The organism is Mesorhizobium sp. P160187 (assembly GCF_057766425.1).
In genome coordinates this window covers 215,824-230,651 of the sequence record NZ_JBYMDX010000003.1, presented here as the reverse complement: position 1 = coordinate 230,651, position 14,828 = coordinate 215,824, and the positions used below count along the sequence as shown (strand labels likewise).

General features: G+C 62.1%; 21 protein-coding genes and 1 pseudogene. 9 read left to right on the top strand and 13 right to left on the bottom strand.

Features of this window, described 5'->3' with window-relative positions; all coding sequences use genetic code 11:
• The first annotated feature begins 1 nt into the window (after position 1).
• Positions 2-361, top strand: coding sequence for a tRNA-binding protein (locus AC3CCE_RS04395; RefSeq protein ID WP_352626096.1), 360 nt, complete (start codon positions 2-4; stop codon positions 359-361).
• A gap of 10 nt (positions 362-371) precedes the next feature.
• Here AC3CCE_RS04395 and AC3CCE_RS04390 read toward each other — a convergent pair whose 3' ends face one another.
• The 4 genes from AC3CCE_RS04390 to AC3CCE_RS04375 all read right to left on the bottom strand — a co-directional run bounded on the left by AC3CCE_RS04390 (position 372) and on the right by AC3CCE_RS04375 (position 4,361).
• Entirely contained in the window at positions 372-1,394 is a 1,023-nt protein-coding gene (locus AC3CCE_RS04390; protein WP_023683722.1) for a glycosyltransferase family 4 protein, read from the bottom strand.
• Positions 1,395-1,616: 222 nt separating this feature from the next.
• A complete protein-coding gene (locus tag AC3CCE_RS04385) occupies positions 1,617-3,032 on the bottom strand; it encodes an ATP-binding protein (RefSeq protein ID WP_023672026.1) in 1,416 nt (471 codons plus the stop codon).
• A gap of 89 nt (positions 3,033-3,121) precedes the next feature.
• Entirely contained in the window at positions 3,122-3,841 is a 720-nt protein-coding gene (locus AC3CCE_RS04380) for a response regulator (protein ID WP_023672025.1), read from the bottom strand.
• Positions 3,828-4,361, bottom strand: a complete 534-nt coding sequence (locus AC3CCE_RS04375) for a MarR family winged helix-turn-helix transcriptional regulator (RefSeq protein WP_023683723.1) — start codon at positions 4,359-4,361, stop codon at positions 3,828-3,830. The genes AC3CCE_RS04380 and AC3CCE_RS04375 overlap by 14 nt, the downstream gene beginning before the upstream one ends.
• 243 nt (positions 4,362-4,604) lie before the next feature.
• Here AC3CCE_RS04375 and AC3CCE_RS04370 point away from each other — a divergent pair, with 243 nt between their 5' ends.
• The 3 genes from AC3CCE_RS04370 to AC3CCE_RS04360 all read left to right on the top strand — a co-directional run bounded on the left by AC3CCE_RS04370 (position 4,605) and on the right by AC3CCE_RS04360 (position 6,827).
• Positions 4,605-5,498 carry a branched-chain amino acid aminotransferase gene (locus AC3CCE_RS04370; RefSeq protein WP_488377105.1) on the top strand — a complete coding sequence of 298 codons (894 nt, stop codon included), beginning with the start codon at positions 4,605-4,607 and terminating at the stop codon, positions 5,496-5,498.
• 145 nt (positions 5,499-5,643) lie between these two features.
• Positions 5,644-5,958, top strand: coding sequence for a hypothetical protein (locus AC3CCE_RS04365; RefSeq protein ID WP_023672022.1), 315 nt, complete (start codon positions 5,644-5,646; stop codon positions 5,956-5,958).
• A gap of 230 nt (positions 5,959-6,188) precedes the next feature.
• Positions 6,189-6,827 (top strand): MBL fold metallo-hydrolase, encoded by a 639-nt coding sequence (locus AC3CCE_RS04360; protein ID WP_023711154.1) that lies wholly within the window; start codon positions 6,189-6,191, stop codon positions 6,825-6,827.
• Positions 6,828-6,892: 65 nt separating this feature from the next.
• Here AC3CCE_RS04360 and AC3CCE_RS04355 read toward each other — a convergent pair whose 3' ends face one another.
• From AC3CCE_RS04355 to AC3CCE_RS04345, 3 genes are all read right to left on the bottom strand, one after another.
• Entirely contained in the window at positions 6,893-7,318 is a 426-nt protein-coding gene (locus tag AC3CCE_RS04355; RefSeq protein ID WP_023672020.1) for a BA14K family protein, read from the bottom strand.
• A 193-nt stretch (positions 7,319-7,511) separates the two neighbouring features.
• Complete coding sequence (locus AC3CCE_RS04350) at positions 7,512-7,724, bottom strand: cold-shock protein (RefSeq protein WP_023672019.1); 213 nt, start codon at positions 7,722-7,724, stop codon at positions 7,512-7,514.
• A 352-nt stretch (positions 7,725-8,076) separates the two neighbouring features.
• Positions 8,077-8,289 (bottom strand): cold-shock protein, encoded by a 213-nt coding sequence (locus AC3CCE_RS04345; RefSeq protein WP_006202520.1) that lies wholly within the window; start codon positions 8,287-8,289, stop codon positions 8,077-8,079.
• A gap of 484 nt (positions 8,290-8,773) precedes the next feature.
• On the opposite strand from AC3CCE_RS04345, the gene AC3CCE_RS04340 reads away from it, so the two are divergent.
• Positions 8,774-9,190 (top strand): Kazal-type serine protease inhibitor domain-containing protein, encoded by a 417-nt coding sequence (locus AC3CCE_RS04340; RefSeq protein ID WP_023748161.1) that lies wholly within the window; start codon positions 8,774-8,776, stop codon positions 9,188-9,190.
• 554 nt (positions 9,191-9,744) lie between these two features.
• On the opposite strand, the gene AC3CCE_RS04335 is transcribed toward AC3CCE_RS04340, so the two are convergent.
• The 3 genes from AC3CCE_RS04335 to AC3CCE_RS04325 are packed head-to-tail and all read right to left on the bottom strand — an operon-like array spanning position 9,745 to position 10,452.
• A complete protein-coding gene (locus AC3CCE_RS04335) occupies positions 9,745-9,882 on the bottom strand; it encodes a hypothetical protein (protein ID WP_352626098.1) in 138 nt (45 codons plus the stop codon).
• A gap of 37 nt (positions 9,883-9,919) precedes the next feature.
• Positions 9,920-10,186, bottom strand: coding sequence for a hypothetical protein (locus AC3CCE_RS04330; RefSeq protein ID WP_023695785.1), 267 nt, complete (start codon positions 10,184-10,186; stop codon positions 9,920-9,922).
• Complete coding sequence (locus AC3CCE_RS04325) at positions 10,183-10,452, bottom strand: hypothetical protein (RefSeq protein ID WP_023748162.1); 270 nt, start codon at positions 10,450-10,452, stop codon at positions 10,183-10,185. The genes AC3CCE_RS04330 and AC3CCE_RS04325 overlap by 4 nt, the downstream gene beginning before the upstream one ends.
• A 319-nt stretch (positions 10,453-10,771) precedes the next feature.
• On the opposite strand from AC3CCE_RS04325, the gene AC3CCE_RS04320 reads away from it, so the two are divergent.
• Entirely contained in the window at positions 10,772-10,954 is a 183-nt protein-coding gene (locus AC3CCE_RS04320) for a hypothetical protein (RefSeq protein WP_352626099.1), read from the top strand.
• A gap of 203 nt (positions 10,955-11,157) precedes the next feature.
• Positions 11,158-12,792 (top strand): tetratricopeptide repeat-containing sulfotransferase family protein, encoded by a 1,635-nt coding sequence (locus AC3CCE_RS04315; RefSeq protein WP_352626100.1) that lies wholly within the window; start codon positions 11,158-11,160, stop codon positions 12,790-12,792.
• Positions 12,793-12,799: 7 nt separating this feature from the next.
• On the opposite strand, the gene AC3CCE_RS04310 is transcribed toward AC3CCE_RS04315, so the two are convergent.
• Positions 12,800-13,153, bottom strand: coding sequence for a DUF1428 domain-containing protein (locus AC3CCE_RS04310; RefSeq protein ID WP_023683729.1), 354 nt, complete (start codon positions 13,151-13,153; stop codon positions 12,800-12,802).
• Here AC3CCE_RS04310 and AC3CCE_RS04305 point away from each other — a divergent pair.
• Positions 13,040-13,405, top strand: a complete 366-nt coding sequence (locus AC3CCE_RS04305; protein ID WP_352630522.1) for a hypothetical protein — start codon at positions 13,040-13,042, stop codon at positions 13,403-13,405. The two genes, AC3CCE_RS04310 and AC3CCE_RS04305, sit on opposite strands and share 114 nt — an antisense overlap.
• Here AC3CCE_RS04305 and AC3CCE_RS04300 read toward each other — a convergent pair.
• Positions 13,312-13,653: pseudogene (locus AC3CCE_RS04300) on the bottom strand (VOC family protein); the annotation flags it as partial. The gene AC3CCE_RS04305 and the pseudogene AC3CCE_RS04300 overlap by 94 nt on opposite strands.
• 220 nt (positions 13,654-13,873) lie before the next feature.
• On the opposite strand from AC3CCE_RS04300, the gene AC3CCE_RS04295 reads away from it, so the two are divergent.
• Positions 13,874-14,488: a glutathione S-transferase family protein gene (locus tag AC3CCE_RS04295; protein ID WP_023728227.1), complete on the top strand. Its 615-nt coding sequence runs from the start codon at positions 13,874-13,876 to the stop codon at positions 14,486-14,488.
• 48 nt (positions 14,489-14,536) lie between these two features.
• On the opposite strand, the gene AC3CCE_RS04290 is transcribed toward AC3CCE_RS04295, so the two are convergent.
• Positions 14,537-14,710 carry a hypothetical protein gene (locus AC3CCE_RS04290; protein WP_023672009.1) on the bottom strand — a complete coding sequence of 58 codons (174 nt, stop codon included), beginning with the start codon at positions 14,708-14,710 and terminating at the stop codon, positions 14,537-14,539.
• Positions 14,711-14,828: the final 118 nt, after the last annotated feature.

The following is a 14,828-nucleotide window of genomic DNA, read 5'->3' as shown; positions in this document are numbered from 1 at the left end:
CATGACTTCGAGCAGCGCGCGCAAGCCCGAGATCAGCTTTGCCGATTTTGATCGTGTCGACATCCGTGCCGGCACGATCGTCGAGGCCGAGCCTTTCCCCGAGGCGCGCAAGCCCGCCTTCAAGCTGAAGATCGATTTCGGCTCTAAGATCGGCGTGAAGAAATCCTCGGCACAGATCACGAAATACTATGCGCCGGAAACGCTGGTGGGACGGCAGGTGTTTGCGGTGGTGAATTTCCCGCCGCGCCAGATCGGTCCGTTCATGTCGGAAGTGCTCACGCTCGGCTTCCCTGATGAGGAAGGCGCCGTGGTCCTTGGCGCCATCGAGCGCAAGGTGCCGGACGGCGGCAGGTTGTTTTAGGAAGATTGCGTCAGGCGGCCAGCTTGCGCCTTGTGCTCAGCGCCTCTTCGACCGTGTCCATGAACATTTCGGCGCAGGCTTTCCAACTGTAGCGCATGGCGCGTTCGCGCGCCTCGGCGCGGTCGACATTGAGCGCGGCGAGCGAGGCCTCGCGCAGATCGGTCGACACCGCGCCGCCGATGCCGTCGCCGACAATGTCGATCGGTCCGGTGACCGGATAGGCGGCCACCGGCGTGCCGCTGGCCAGCGCCTCGATGATGACGTTGCCGAACGTGTCGGTGCGGCTGGGGAAAACGAAAACATCAGCCGAGGCGTAGATCTCGGCCAGCTCATCGTTCGGGCGATGGCCGAGGAAATGCGCCTGCGGGTATTTCGCCCTGAGCCTGGCCAGTTCCGGTCCTTCGCCGACGATCACCTTGCTGCCGGGCAGGTCGAGATCGAGGAAGGCGCTCAGGTTCTTCTCGATGGCGACGCGGCCGACGCACAGGAATACCGGGCCGGGAAAGCCGAGGTCCTTCTTCTTGTCCGGGCGGAAGTGATCGGTGTCGACGCCCCGCGTCCACGGCCTGAGCTTGGTGAAGCCTCGCGACGCAAGGTCCTCCGCCAGCGACTGGGTGGCGACCAGCGTGCCTTGTCCCGAATTGTGGAAATCACGCAGCCAGCGATAGGCCCAGCTCTCCGGCACCGGCAGGCGGGCGCTGAGATATTCGGGAAAGCGGGTGTGATAGCTGGTGGTGAAGGGACGGCCGGCATTGCGGCAATAGCGCCGCGCCATGATGCCGAGCGGGCCTTCGGTGACGATATGGATATGGTCGGCCTTGCGAGCCTCGATCAGCCGCGCTACATGGCCGGGCGTGGTCAGCGCCAGCCTGATGTCGGGGTAGGTCGGCAACGGCAAGGTACGAAAGATGTTCGGGGTCAGGAAGTCGACCGCAACGTCGAAGGTTTTCAGCGTTTCGGTGAGCCGCTCCAGCGTGTGGACGACGCCGTTGACTTGCGGCCGCCAGGCGTCGGTGACCATCAGGATGCGCATGGCGGTCCTTTGCTCGGGTCGACGGTTGCCTTGATGCGATAGCGGTACGGCCCGGCTGCCCTCCCTTCGCTCCACCGCACCCGGGCAGGCACGAGGTCGAAGTAAGGCGGCTGAGCCGAATCAACTGAGGTCGCGCGCTTCATGCGCGCTCTTGACCATGGTTTCATGACGCGCGGATGAAGGTGGTTTTTGGCCGAGCCCGCCTTCCAGATCATGTTTTGGTCAGGCGGGCACCTTGATCACCGCCCGCAGGCCGCCGAGCGGGCTGTCTTCCAGCATGATGTCGCCGCCATGGCTGCGGGCAATATCGCGGGCGATAGAGAGACCAAGGCCGGTGCCGCTGGCGTCGAGGTTGCGCGCCTCGTCGAGCCGCACGAACGGTTTGAACACGTCCTCGCGCTTTTCCGGCGGGATGCCCGGACCGTCATCGTCGATGGTGACGACGAGTGAGCCGCGGCCGTGATCGGCGCTGATCTCCACCGTCTTGGCATAGCGCAAGGCATTGCCGGCGACATTGGACAACAGCCGGGCGAAAGCGTGCGGGCGCACATGCACGTCCGGATCACCGGCAAGCACGGTCGATAGCTTGCGCTTGTGCAGCGACGCCTCCTCGCCGAGCTTTTGGAAATAGGCCTCGAGATCGAAATGGCCGGCATCTTCCGACGCTTCGCCGCGGGCAAAGGCGATATAGCCTTCCAGCATCGACTGCATGTCGTCGATGTCCTGGTTGAGCGCGGCCTTGGTCTCGGGCTTGCCGCCGGCCAGCGCCAGCTGCAGCTTGAAGCGGGTGAGGATGGTTCTGAGATCGTGGCTGACGCCGGTCAGCATGGCGGTGCGCTGTTCCAGCTGGCGTTCGATGCGCTCGCGCATCTGGATGAAGGCAAAGCCGGCCCGGCGAACCTCCTCGGCGCCGCGTGGGCGGAAATCGCGCGGCATCGGCCGGCCCTTGCCGAAGCTTTCGGCGGCCTCGGCCAGAGACAGGATCGGCCGGATCTGGTTGCGAAGGAAGGGGATGGCAATCGTCAGCAGCACCAGTGACGTCCCGACCATCCAGATCAGGAAGATGTGGGTGTTGGAGGCATAGGCCTGGCTGCGGCGCACGAAGACGCGCAGCACCTTGCCCTCGAGCTGGATGCGGACCTCGACGATGTTGGAATTGCCGACCGTGTCGATCCAGAACGGGCGGTTGATCTGGCGGGTGATCTCGGTGGAAAGGACGTCGTCAAGGATCGAGAAGAAGGGCTTGGGTCCAGGCGCCGGCAACGGGTCGGGCGGCAAGAGGTCGACCTTCAACTGCATGCGGTCCTGGGCGATGCGGATGATGTTCGCGTAGTCGCCATCGTGCGGATAGGTCTCGATCATGTCGATGATCGCGGCGATGTCGCGCACGGTGGCCTGCGACAGGCGCTGCGTCACGGTTGCCCAGTGGCGTTCCATGAAGTCGAAGGCGACGACCGACTGCAGAAGGATCATCGGCGCGATGACGATGATCAGCGAGCGGGCATAAAGCCGCTTGGGCATATAGAACGCAACCAGCCGCCAGAACCGCTTCCAGGCACGCGGCATTGCTTTCAGCGCGCGTGATACGCGCGCGCCAAAGCCGCCCTGTTCCGGCCGTTCCAGTTGCGTGGTCGCCATTTGTCCTTTCGCTGGGTCAATGGCCGCTGGTCGATGGCCGCTGGTCGATGGCCACACATCTATGGCCAAGGGCGGCCGTCAGCGGCATTCTATTCCACGCTGAGCCGATACCCAATACCGCGCACCGTCTGCAGCCAGACCGGATTGGACGGATCGCGCTCGATCTTGCGGCGCAGGCGGTTGATCTGGACGTCGATGGTGCGCTCGCCGACTTCCGAATCGTCGCCGACAAGCTCGTGACGCGGGATCGTTTCGCCGGCCCGCGCGGCAAAGATCGCCAAGATCTCCTGCTCGCGGTCGGTCAGCTTCAGCGCCTCGCCGCCCCGCTTCAGCTCGCGCCTGGCGATCTGGAAGGTGTAGGGGCCGAAGACCAGCTGCTCGACCTTGGGCGTCGTCGCCGGGCCGCCGCGGCGCAGAATGTTATTGATGCGCAGGATCAGTTCGCGCGGGTCGAAGGGCTTGGGCAGATAGTCGTCGGCGCCGGCCTCGAGCCCAGTGATGCGGCTGTCGGTTTCCGATAGCGCGGTGAGCATCAGGATCGGTACGTTCTTCTCCGCCCGCAGCGCCTTGGTGAGGTCGACGCCGGTCTCTCCGGGCATCATGACGTCGAGGACAAGGAGGTCGAAGTCGAGTCCTGCAAGCTTTCGCCTGGCCTCGCCGGCATTTCCGGCGACTGTGACGCGAAAACCGTTTTCGGTCAGATACTGCTTGAGCAAATTGCGAATGCGGGTGTCGTCGTCGACCACAAGCAGATGCGGCGCGTCATCGTCCGGCGCCGTCGGCTGGTCCACCCTCTCAATGGTCTCCATGGCTTTTCCCTGACATGTTTGCAGGCACAATGTCGATCTGCGCCCTTAGTTCCGGATTGACCATGGCTTCCAGGAATCGTTCGATCAAGGGACGCTCGCTGGCTCCGGAATCTTCCAATGCAGCACGGATGCGGCGTGACTGTGGCCGCGCCAGGGCCAGCGCCAGGGCGCGCCCCTTGGCTGTCGGATAGAGCTCCCGCTGGCGGCGGTCGCGCGGACCCTGCAATTGCACGATATGGTCGGTGTCGATCAACTGCTTGAGCACCCGCGCCAGGCTCTGCTTGGTGATCTTGAGCACGTCGAGCAGTTCAGCGACCGTCAGTCCCGGCCGGCGGTTGACGAAATGCAGCACCCGGTGATGGGCGCGGCCAAAGCCGTAATCGGCCAGGATCTGGTCCGGATCGGAAGTGAAATCGCGATACGCAAAGAAGAACAGTTCGATGATGGCGAAGTCGATGCCGTCCTCGTCGGTGATCGGCGTCTTGATCGGTTTTCCGGCAGCTGGGCTTCGATCCGTCATCATTTCTCCGTCCATAGAGGGAAATATGTCAGTACTATTGACGTAATTCCCCTGCAATGGTAATTTTTGGCAAGCTTTTGGGCGGATTGCGAACGAAAAGGGAAGGGAGTGCGGTTTTTCCGGAACTTCCTGAGTTTGCCAGAGTTCGATTCTCCGCTTACGCTTCAAGGGCCGCCCGACGCGGCTGTCGCGCAACAAAAACAACACCAATGATATGCGGGTCGCCGCCCGCGGGAGGTTTCCATGGCATCCGTTCCCTTCGACCAACTGGACGGCTTCATCTGGATCAACGGCGAGTTCGTCAAATGGGCCGACGCCAAGATCCACGTGCTGACCCACGGCCTGCACTATGCCAGCGCCGTCTTCGAGGGCGAGCGCGCCTATGGCGGTGCCATCTTCAAGCTCAATGAGCACACCGAGCGTCTGCATGAATTGGCGCGCCTGCTCGGCTTCAATATTCCCCATTCCGTGGCCGAGCTCAATGACGCCTCGACCACGCTTCTGAAGAAGCAGGGTTTCCAGGACGCCTATGTCAGGCCGATCGCCTGGCGCGGCAGCGAACAGATGGGGGTGTCGGCGCAGAACAGCCGCATCAACTGCGCCATCGCCATCTGGCAATGGCCGAGCTATTTCGACCCGGCGCAGAAGCTCAAGGGCATCCGTCTCGATCTGGCGGAATGGCGCCGGCCCGATCCGCGTACCGCGCCGTCGAAGTCGAAAGCCGCCGGCCTCTACATGATCTGCACCATGTCCAAGCATGCCGCCGAGGCCAAGGGCTATGCCGATGCCATGATGCTCGACTGGCGCGGCCAGGTCGCCGAAGCAACGGGCGCCAACATCTTCTTCGTCAAGGATGGCAAGATCCACACGCCGAAGCCCGATTGCTTCCTCGACGGCATCACCCGCCGCACCGTCATCGGCCTCGCCAAGGACCGCGGCCTTGAAGTCGTCGAGCGCGCCATCATGCCTGAGGAACTCGAAGGCTTCGAACAATGCTTCCTCACCGGAACGGCAGCGGAAGTGACGCCGGTCTCCGAGATCGGTCCGTACCGATTCGAGGTTGGCGAGATCGCCAAGACTTTGATGAACGACTATTCTGCTGCGGTGCAACCTAAGCATGCGATAGCCGCAGAATAACGAAAGTCACAGCTTTTTTCGCAAGCAGGGGCGGTTTTGAGGCCGGCCCCTTTATTTCAGCATCTGTGCATTTGACTTTCGTACAATTCAGCGTCTCATGATGGTGTCGGCCCGGGAGGCTGGCAGCTATGGAGGGACTAGGTACATGGATACGAATACGCTCATTGCGCTCGTTGTACAGGTAATTGCAGGTGTTGTCGGTGGTCAGGCGGTCGGCGTTGCGCTGAAGAATGCGGCGATGGGCCAGTTGACCAAAATCCTCGGCGGCGCGGTTGGCGGCGTTGGCGGGGCGGCGATCCTCGGCAGCCTGCTCGGCGGCACGGCCGACCCGGCAGCGGCTGCAACGGCAGCGGGCGGATTGGGCGATACGCTGAACCTCAAAAACCTGCTCGGCGGCGCCGGCGGCGGCGCCATCCTGACCGGCATCATCGGTGCGGTCATGGGCGCGATGAAGAAGTAAGCCTCTAGATCATTCACCGTTTCACGGCGAATGATCTAGTTTGTTGTTTTACCCAATTCCGGACGGAAAACCGCTTTACACTTTTCCTGGAATTGCTCGAGACTCAGGCTTCGTCAAATGGGCGGCCGTTGGGCCGCCCATTTCTGTTTTGGGACGGACTGTTTGCCTTTCAGCAGTGGACGGCCTTCGCCCGCGCCTCTACATCACGCTGGAACAGCGAAAGGACAATCATGGGTCAGCTCAATGCCGGCATCGTGCCGGTCACGCCTTTCCAGCAGAACTGCACCATCCTGTTCGACATGGATGACAAGCATGGCGTCGTCGTCGATCCGGGCGGCGACATCGACAAGGTGCTGGCGGTGCTGAAGGACAATGCGATCACCGCCGCTGCGATCTGGATCACCCATGGCCACATCGATCACGCCGGCGGCGCCATGGAGCTAAAGGAAGCACTCGGCATCGAGATCGTCGGCCCGCACGAAGCCGACAAGCTATTGCTCGACAATCTCGAGAACCAGGGCCAGCGCTACGGCATTACCGGGGTGCGCAACTGCGTCCCCGACCGGTTTCTCGCAGAGGGCGAGACGGTTTCGTTCGGCTCACATATGTTCGAGGTGCTGCACTGCCCCGGCCATGCGCCCGGCCATGTCGTATACTACAATCGCGCGGCGAAGTTCGCTCATGTCGGCGACGTGCTGTTTCGCGGCTCGGTCGGGCGCACTGACCTGCCGGGCGGCGACCATGCGGCGCTGATCGCCTCGATTAAGAACAAGCTTTTGCCGCTCGGTGACGAGATCGGCTTCATCTGCGGCCACGGCCCGGGTGGCCGCTTTGGCGAGGAGAGGCGGACCAATCCCTTCCTGACTTAGCGATGTCTTTCTGCCAAAAAAAAGCGCTGGCCTTGCGGTCAGCGCTTTTTGTGGGACAGGGAAGCTCAATTCGCGACGCAGAAATGCTGCTCACCGTCATTGCCGGTGAACGTGCCGCTGCGGGCATTGAAGCTCCGGTAGCGGTCCGAGCAGTATTCGTACCAGTCGCGGGTCCACGGCTCGGCATAGCGGTCGGCATAGACGACCCGCGGTTCGGCATAGTAACGGCGCACCGGCGCCGGCCGCACTTCGCGATAGTCATAGTCGTCGTCATAGCTGCTGTAGCGCGGCTGCGGGTTGCTCAGCGCACCGGCGATCAGAGCGCCGGCCGCAAGGCCGACGACACCGGCCGCAAGCGCGTCGCCATTATGATGACGACCATGGCCATGATGCCAGCGGTTCCAGTCCTTGGCATTGGCGGCAGGCAAGGTGGCGAGGGTGGTCGCGGCGAGAGCGGCGCCCAGGATGGCGGTCTTGAAAATGCGATTCATTTTGGTCTCCTTCGTGCCGGCCCGGATAGTTTTCGGGGGATGCGGTCCAGCCTGGGGGACGATTAATAGAAGACCGTGGCTGAACGGGGGCTGAACGGAATTGGCTGATACGATCCAGTTCTTGCGGCAAAACCAAGCGCGTACGCAAGGCGCTCCGCCTCGTCAATCTCCGTCCGGACTGTCTTGAGCCGGCTTAGCCGACCGACAGGTTGACGGCCTTCGGACCCTTGCCGCGCTTGTCCGGCTCGGTGTCGAATGTCACTTTCTGTCCATCCTCCAGACCGGAAAGACCCGAAGCCTGCACGGCCGAAATATGAACGAAGACATCCTTCTGCCCGTCGTCGGGCGTAATGAAGCCGAAGCCTTTGGCATGATTGAAGAATTTGACAGTGCCGGTCTGCGGCATGGGAAGCTCCCTTTGATCCCATAAAGTCCAGTTTCGGGCCGGCAAATGCCCGAAGGGAAATTTGTCCTTTATTTTAGCGCTATCGGCAAGAGAAAGTTTTGGCCAGGGCGGCAACGCTGAAGGCTGGTCAAATAGATTGTTGCACCGAAGGCAATTCGCGCCAGACGATTGCTCCGGCGATCAGCCACGCCATGGACCGGTAGAGCGTCCTTTGCCTGCGGCGACGGCGGACATGAAAAAGGCGCGACCAGAAACGTCGCGCCTTCGAGACTCTGGACGGCTGACAAAGCCGGTTCAAACACGCTTGAGGTGCTTTTTCGAGCGCCCTGACGGGCGCGCGGGCACCGCCGGTTCAGGCCGCGCGGAGGTTGACCGCCTTCGGACCTTTGCCCATGCGGTCGGGTTCAACGTCGAAGGTGACCTTCTGGCCGTCGACGAGGGTACGCAGGCCCGAGGCCTCGATCGCGGAAATGTGGACGAACACATCCTTGGCGCCGCCGTCGGGCGTGATGAAGCCGAAGCCTTTGGTCGCGTTGAAGAATTTAACGGTGCCGGTCTGGGCCATTGGGGAAACTCCTTCACCCGTGTCAGTCTTGTGGTTTGCCCGCCGCCTGGCATCGTGGGCAAGTCCCGGTGGTTGCTTCGGCAGTCCTGCATTTGCGCATGGTAAAACCCCCCGCCGAAAACGGGGCCGTCAGAGATTCACAGTATCGGGGAAAGGTCGTCCAAAACGTTCCGCTCTCCGGGTCGCAAATGCCCGAACACAAAATTTATCGCACGGAAACGTGATCGTTGCAAGATAGCGCCGCGGGCCGCGTCCATCGACGCATCCCAACGAAGGCGCTTCGATAAACCTGGGTTCTTAAGAGTTCATCAGCCAGAGCCCGGCCACGCATGGTCCAGCGGTCTGGTCCAGGGCCAAAGCAATGCGCGGGCCGGGCATCGCATGGCTCCCGCGCCGCAAACGGGGGTTGCATTTGGCAAGGGAATGGCGAGGATCGACAGGCGCGTTTTGCGCCGGGGACGGGGGTCTCGAGGGAGGCATATTCATGAGATTTCTTGCGACGATCTTCTCGCGCCAGGGTTTTATTATTCTCTTCCTGTCGGGTCTTCTTGCGGCCTGCACCGTCGTCGTCGATGACGGGCCGGGACCACGTCCGCGCCCGCCACGGCCGGAACCGGAATTCTGCACCAGGCAATACGAGCCGGTCTGCGCGCGGCGCGGCGGTGACCGCCAGACCTTCGCCAATGCCTGCCTTGCCGAACGGGAAGGCTACCGCATCGTTCGCGACGGCCCTTGCCGCGACGGCGGCGGTGGTGGCGGTGGTGGCGGCGAAGAGCCGACATTCTGCACGCGCGAATACGCCCCGGTCTGCGCCCGCCGCCATGGCGAGCTGCGCACCTTTCCCAACGCCTGCGAGGCCCGTGCCGCCGACTACCGCGTCGTCGAGGACGGCCCCTGCTGATTTTTCCTTCTCCCCTGTCGGGTGAGTCCGCCGGAGGCGAATTCACCGTCCCACTGGCACGATAAAAGGCGGCGAATGCCGGGACCCTGCGAAGCAGCGGGGACCGGGCGGGTGGACCGGACCACCCTTGGTCCTTCGCAGGCTCAGGGCGTTCGAAACTCGAAAAGCCAACAATTGGCTTTTCGTCTGCTGCGCGGACCGCTTCTCACCCCCAAGGGAGAAGGCAAGGTCGCGGATCGGAGTGGTTGCCTACGCCGAATACGCCCCGTCGGCCGGGCCGGCATAAAGCTCTGCGCCGTCCTCGTCGCAAATGCGCAGACGGTCGGGGATCTGCGGCATGGCGAGGCTGTGGAACAGCGCGGTGGCGCCCTGCAGGGCGGCGCGCAGGTTCGGCGCGTCCAGCGATACCTTGTCGAGCGTGGCTTTCTCGACGTCGCGCGAGCGGCTCGACGAAGAACGTCAAGCAAGCCTCCGTTGCAGAGTTTTGCGCGAGATCGTCAGTCCGAGATCGTCAGTCCATTGCCGGCAGGTACGCCAGGCGCGCCCCTGCCTTATCAGCCCTTCGACTTCGGCCTCAGGCTGCTCTCGGCTTGCTTGACCGAGGAACCGAACGGGGAGGCGGCCTTGGCCACCACCTTGTCTTTCTTGGGCTTGCGCGTTTCGCGATTGCTGCGCTGCTGACCCTTGGCCATCTGTCTGCTCCTTCGTACGTGCTGGGTGGGTGCGGTGTCAGACGGCCGGGCTGTCGGGGACAGCCGGGGCGTCCGCCACTTCGAGGTTGTCTTCCGTGGTGACCCGCTCATAGGTCTCCTCCTCGCTGCGGATGCGATATTGCGGCGAGCCATCCTTAACCGGCAATCTGCTCTTGATCTGAAACAGCTCGGCCGTCTTCTGGGCGAGCCCGCTGCGGCTCTTCATGCGCACGGTCTGGCCGATGGCGAAGAGGTGCGAGGGCGTGTCGGTGCGCGGACGCGCATTCTGCTGGAAGCGGATCATGCTGCGTTCTCCTGGTCGCGCCTCAGCGCTGTTTCGAGTTCGAGGTAGTCGATGGCGACAAGCTGGCTGGTGGCCGGGTTCTTCACCGCCCTTGCCGGCAAATGGATGAAGGTAGCGACGCGACGCCAGGCAAGCCGCGACATGCCCTCGATCAGCTCTTCGTCGTGATCGATGTCATAGTCGCCGGCTGGCAGTTGCCCTTCCAGCCCGCCAAGCACGAAGGGTGCCGCGAAATGGGCGATGGAATGGGTGGTGCGATCCGGCATTGGCTTGGCTCTGGTTCGTCGATGCTCTCCGGCATCAACCGGGAACTCAACCATCGGCGATTGGAATGAGTTTGGCGGGTCGAGTATCTCCGACGCCGCTATATGCCAAGCTTGGCCCAAAAAACGATCTCAGACCAATAATCCGAAATTTCTGATTATTCAAGCTGATTTCCGCCACGGCTCGACCGATATAAAAATTTCTCGTATAAACCTCTAATAAATCTGCTATCCTGGAACAATATCAGCCAGTTTCTTATTTAGAGAGCATCGGAATAATCATTCCAGTGCCTAAGATTATTTTTACGAAAGGGAAAAATATATGAGAATCATGAAAACGCCGGATCGTCCGACCGCAATAATCGAGCCAATCGTCCTCTTCCCCAAGGCAATATCAGTGCGCCTGACGATAAGAAGCGACGAAGCGGCACGGCGCAAGATTGCCGACACCGACGGCACGCAACGGCGGGAGCGCCGGCTCGCCGAGAGCAACCGGCTGATTTGACCGGGCTGCGCTGCTTTGGGTTCAACCGCAGCAACACCTTGTCCGGACCGAAGAGGATATCCGGCCGCACCCTTGAATCTATCTCTTCCATGCCTTAGGTCCGGCAAGCGGACAAACACGGCAGGTTTCCCATCAACAGAGATCAGAGAAGAGCGGCGGGTGCTGGAGCTGGCGGACAGCCGCCGCTGGGCCTCGACCAATATGTGCAGCAGGCGCTGCAGCTGCATCAGGGCGGGCGCCGGCAGGAGGCTGAGACGCTGTACCGGCAGGTGCTGGCGCGCAAGGCCAATCACCCGGGGGGGGCGCATTTCCTGGGCCTGCTGCTGCACCAGACTGGGCGCAGCGCCGAAGGGCTGGAGCTGATCGAGCAGTCGGTGCGTCTGCAGCCGAAGAATCCCGATTTCCTCAACAATCTCGGCACCGTGATGCGCGATCTCGGCCGCATCGCAGCGGCCGCCGATTTCTTCCGCGGCGCGGTAGATCTCAAGCCCGACCAGCTCGCGGCACGCGATAATCTGGGTTCGGCGTTAAAACAGCTCGGCCAGTTCGAGGCTGCGGAGGACATCTATCGCGGCACAATCGGGCGCAATCCCTTCCATGTCCGCGCCCGCATCGGGCTGGCCGAAACGTTGCAGGAAGCCGGTCGTCTGGACGAGGCGCTGGCGACCTTTCGCGAGGCGCTGATGATCCGGCCCCGGGATGCCGACCTGTTGCACGGGCTCGGCGTCGGGCTGATGGAAAAAGGCAAGCTCGATGAAGCGGCCGATCTGTTCCGGCAGGCGGTGGCGATCACGCCGGGCATGGCCAAAGCGTGGCTGATGCTGACGCAGGTCAAGCGCCAGAAGGAGCGCGACGCCGAACTCGCCGGCATGGAGGCCCAGCATGCCAAGGCGCCGGTCGACAGCCTGGCGCGCATGCAGCTCTCGTTCGGTCTCGGCAAGGCCAATGACGATTTGAAGGACTACAACAGGGCCTTCGGCTATTTCGCCGAGGGCAATGCGATCCGCCGCAAGGGCATCGATTATGATCCGGTCAGGACGCGTGCCGAATTCGAGGCGATGAAGACGGTGTTCAACGCCGGCTTTTTCGAAAAGCACAAGCCAAGTGCAATCTCCGACGACACGCCGATTTTTGTCGTCGGCATGCCGCGCTCCGGCACCACGCTGGTCGAACAGATCATCGCCAGCCATCCACAAGTCTATGGCGCGGGCGAGCTCAGCATGTTGAAAACCGCGGTCGGCAAGCAATTTCCGCTGACCATGCCGGGAGGTTTCCCCTGGGGACTGGTCGATGTATCCGACGCGGAGTTTGCGGAGGCGGGCCAAGCCTATCTCGACATGCTGCATGAGCGCTATCCCAACTTCAGGCATGTCACCGACAAGATGCCCGGCAACTTCCTGCTCATCGGCTTCATCCATATGATGCTGCCGAAAGCCAAGATCATCCATTGCGCGCGCGATGCGGCGGCGACCTGCCTTTCGATCTACAAGGTGCATTTCCGCGGCGACAACCACCGCTACGGCTATGATCTGGGCGAGCTCGCCGATTTCCACAACATCTACACCGACATCATGGCGCATTGGCACGATGTTCTGCCGGGCGTCGTCCATGACGTGCGTTACGAGGATTTCGTGGCCGACCAGGAGGGACAGACGCGGGCGCTGATCGGGCATCTCGGCCTGTCCTGGGACGACAAGGCGCTGTCGTTCCACGAGACCGACCGCCCGGTGCGCACGGCCTCGGCCGCGCAGGTGCGCCAGCCGATGTATCAGGGCTCGGTCGATCTCTGGAAGCGCTATGGCGACAGGTTGAAGCCGCTGCTGGACAAGCTGGACTGAGCAGCGGCTAAAGCTCGATGAAGGGCTGGAAGCCGCCGAAGATCATGCGCTTCATATCGAAGGGCATGGGCCCCAAATCGGGTGTCAAACGGGGATCGGCCATCACCTTGGCCATTACCGCGTCGCGGCTTTGCCTGGACGAATAGACGGCCCAAGCAAAGACGACGATCTCGTCGTCTTTTGCCTGAACGGCACGCGGAAACGAGGTCAACTCACCATAGGGCACGTCGTCGGCGATACATTCGACATAGGCGAGCGCTCCGTGTTCCTTCCATATCGGGCCTGCGAGGTTGGCCAGCTTCTTGTAGTCATCGATATTTGCCTTCGGCACGGCGAGCACGAAACCATCGACATAGGACATCAGGTTCTCCTTGGAGTATCTCACAAAGCTCCTTACCGGCGTCAGCCGGTGAGGAGCTTTGTCAGCGGTGGTCAGTCTTTCTTCGCCGGCGCGTTCATCGCCCATTCGACCCCGAAGGGATCGCGCATGTTGCCCCACTGGTCGCCCCAGAACATCAGCTGCAGCGGCACTGCGACTTCGCAGCCGGCATCGACCGCGCGCTTCCACCAGTCATCGATCTCGTCGGCGCCGAGATGGAGCTGCATGGTATAGCCCTGCGGCTTGACGGCAGGCATGCCGTTTTCGGGGTAGAAATCGGAAATCATCAGCGTCGAGCCGTTGATGTGGAGATGGATGTGCATGGTGCGGCCCTGCTCATCGGGCGGATAGAAGAACACCTGCTCGGCGCCGAAGGCCTTCTTGTAGAATTCGGCGGCCTTGAAGGCGCCGTCCAGCTGCAGATAGGGGGTCAATCCACCGAGAACTTTCGCGGCCGGCTGAATGGGGGTCTGGTCGGTCATGTCTTGTTCCTCTTTGGGTTTGGTCTGGGCGCTTGGTCTGGCCTTTGCGAACCTCAGGACGAACGAGGCGGCGGCAATCCTACATGTCTGATGCGATTTTTTGGGCCGATGCGATTTTTGGGGTGAAATGAACTTGCGTCGGCGGCGCCCAATCAGAGCGCAATCCTCGGTATGAGCAGGCTAGAAAAGGGGACTGCTTCTCCAACCCGCTGAGACGACAATGATCCTCTATTACCAGACCCATTCGCCCTTTGCGCGCAAGGCGCTCGTCTTCGCCCATGAGGTCGGGCTTGCCGACCGGCTCGAGGTCATTCATCACGAGACCAGCCCGACCTTGCGCAATGCCCGTGTCTACGCCGAAAACCCGCTCGGCAAGGTGCCGGTGCTGCTGCGGCCGGATGCATCGCCGCTCTTCGATTCCGATGTCATCTGCGCCTATCTCGATACGCTGCATGACGGCCGCAAATTGCTGCCGCAGGACGGCGAAGCGCGCTGGCAGGCGTTGCGGCTGCAGGCGGTCGCCCAAGGCCTGGCGCAGACGGGCATAGGCCTGCGCTGGGAGACGGAAAGGCGGCCCGAACAGTTGCGCTATGCAGCGCTTGCCGAAGGCTACCGGGAAAAAATCGAGGCCAGCTATGACTGGATCGAAAGCGCGCTGGACGACGAGACATCGCTCCATGTCGGCCACATAGCGCTTGCCACCACGCTGTCCTGGATGACGTTCCGCCAGCTGCCGTCCTTTCGCGCGCGGGCGCGGCTGACGCGCTGGTTCGAGGCGTTCGAAAAGCGTCGATCGATGCAGGCGACGCCGCTGTCGGGCGATACGCATGACTGAGCAACGGTCGCCCCGCGGCGGCCTGCATCGATTTTCCCGACCGCATGGTCAGGGCGCCCTGCAGATCCGCGGGCCGTTTTGCGCGTCGATGAGGATTTCCGGCCAGCCGATATCCTTGCGCAGTTCGATCGGCAGGGCCAGAAGCTCGCGCTCGCTGCGATAGCGGGCGCGGTTCTGTGCGTAACGGGCGGCGACGCGGCCTATGGATGACAAAATGGACATGATGCGTTCTCCTCAGATGAAGCCGGCATCATCGTGTCGGCATCCCAAGGACGCAGCAGGTTCAGCCGATCCGACAGAACGCTGAAAATATTTGCGGGAGATGCGAAAGCATGGACCG

Excerpts from the sequence above, each read along its gene's own strand:
- AC3CCE_RS04355 (WP_023672020.1), bottom strand. The coding sequence starts at position 7,318 with ATGAATCGCATTTTCAAGACCGCCATCCTGGGCGCCGCTCTCGCCGCG.
- AC3CCE_RS04395 (WP_352626096.1), top strand. The coding sequence starts at position 2 with ATGACTTCGAGCAGCGCGCGCAAGCCCGAGATCAGCTTTGCCGATTTT.
- AC3CCE_RS04360 (WP_023711154.1), top strand. The coding sequence starts at position 6,189 with ATGGGTCAGCTCAATGCCGGCATCGTGCCGGTCACGCCTTTCCAGCAG.
- AC3CCE_RS04370 (WP_488377105.1), top strand. The coding sequence starts at position 4,605 with ATGGCATCCGTTCCCTTCGACCAACTGGACGGCTTCATCTGGATCAAC.
- AC3CCE_RS04320 (WP_352626099.1), top strand. The coding sequence starts at position 10,772 with ATGAGAATCATGAAAACGCCGGATCGTCCGACCGCAATAATCGAGCCA.
- AC3CCE_RS04390 (WP_023683722.1), bottom strand. The coding sequence starts at position 1,394 with ATGCGCATCCTGATGGTCACCGACGCCTGGCGGCCGCAAGTCAACGGC.
- AC3CCE_RS04290 (WP_023672009.1), bottom strand. The coding sequence starts at position 14,710 with ATGTCCATTTTGTCATCCATAGGCCGCGTCGCCGCCCGTTACGCACAG.
- AC3CCE_RS04365 (WP_023672022.1), top strand. The coding sequence starts at position 5,644 with ATGGATACGAATACGCTCATTGCGCTCGTTGTACAGGTAATTGCAGGT.
- AC3CCE_RS04340 (WP_023748161.1), top strand. The coding sequence starts at position 8,774 with ATGAGATTTCTTGCGACGATCTTCTCGCGCCAGGGTTTTATTATTCTC.
- AC3CCE_RS04335 (WP_352626098.1), bottom strand. The coding sequence starts at position 9,882 with ATGGCCAAGGGTCAGCAGCGCAGCAATCGCGAAACGCGCAAGCCCAAG.
- AC3CCE_RS04380 (WP_023672025.1), bottom strand. The coding sequence starts at position 3,841 with ATGGAGACCATTGAGAGGGTGGACCAGCCGACGGCGCCGGACGATGAC.
- AC3CCE_RS04385 (WP_023672026.1), bottom strand. The coding sequence starts at position 3,032 with ATGGCGACCACGCAACTGGAACGGCCGGAACAGGGCGGCTTTGGCGCG.
- AC3CCE_RS04330 (WP_023695785.1), bottom strand. The coding sequence starts at position 10,186 with ATGATCCGCTTCCAGCAGAATGCGCGTCCGCGCACCGACACGCCCTCG.
- AC3CCE_RS04295 (WP_023728227.1), top strand. The coding sequence starts at position 13,874 with ATGATCCTCTATTACCAGACCCATTCGCCCTTTGCGCGCAAGGCGCTC.
- AC3CCE_RS04350 (WP_023672019.1), bottom strand. The coding sequence starts at position 7,724 with ATGCCGCAGACCGGCACTGTCAAATTCTTCAATCATGCCAAAGGCTTC.
- AC3CCE_RS04325 (WP_023748162.1), bottom strand. The coding sequence starts at position 10,452 with ATGCCGGATCGCACCACCCATTCCATCGCCCATTTCGCGGCACCCTTC.
- AC3CCE_RS04345 (WP_006202520.1), bottom strand. The coding sequence starts at position 8,289 with ATGGCCCAGACCGGCACCGTTAAATTCTTCAACGCGACCAAAGGCTTC.
- AC3CCE_RS04310 (WP_023683729.1), bottom strand. The coding sequence starts at position 13,153 with ATGTCCTATGTCGATGGTTTCGTGCTCGCCGTGCCGAAGGCAAATATC.
- AC3CCE_RS04375 (WP_023683723.1), bottom strand. The coding sequence starts at position 4,361 with ATGACGGATCGAAGCCCAGCTGCCGGAAAACCGATCAAGACGCCGATC.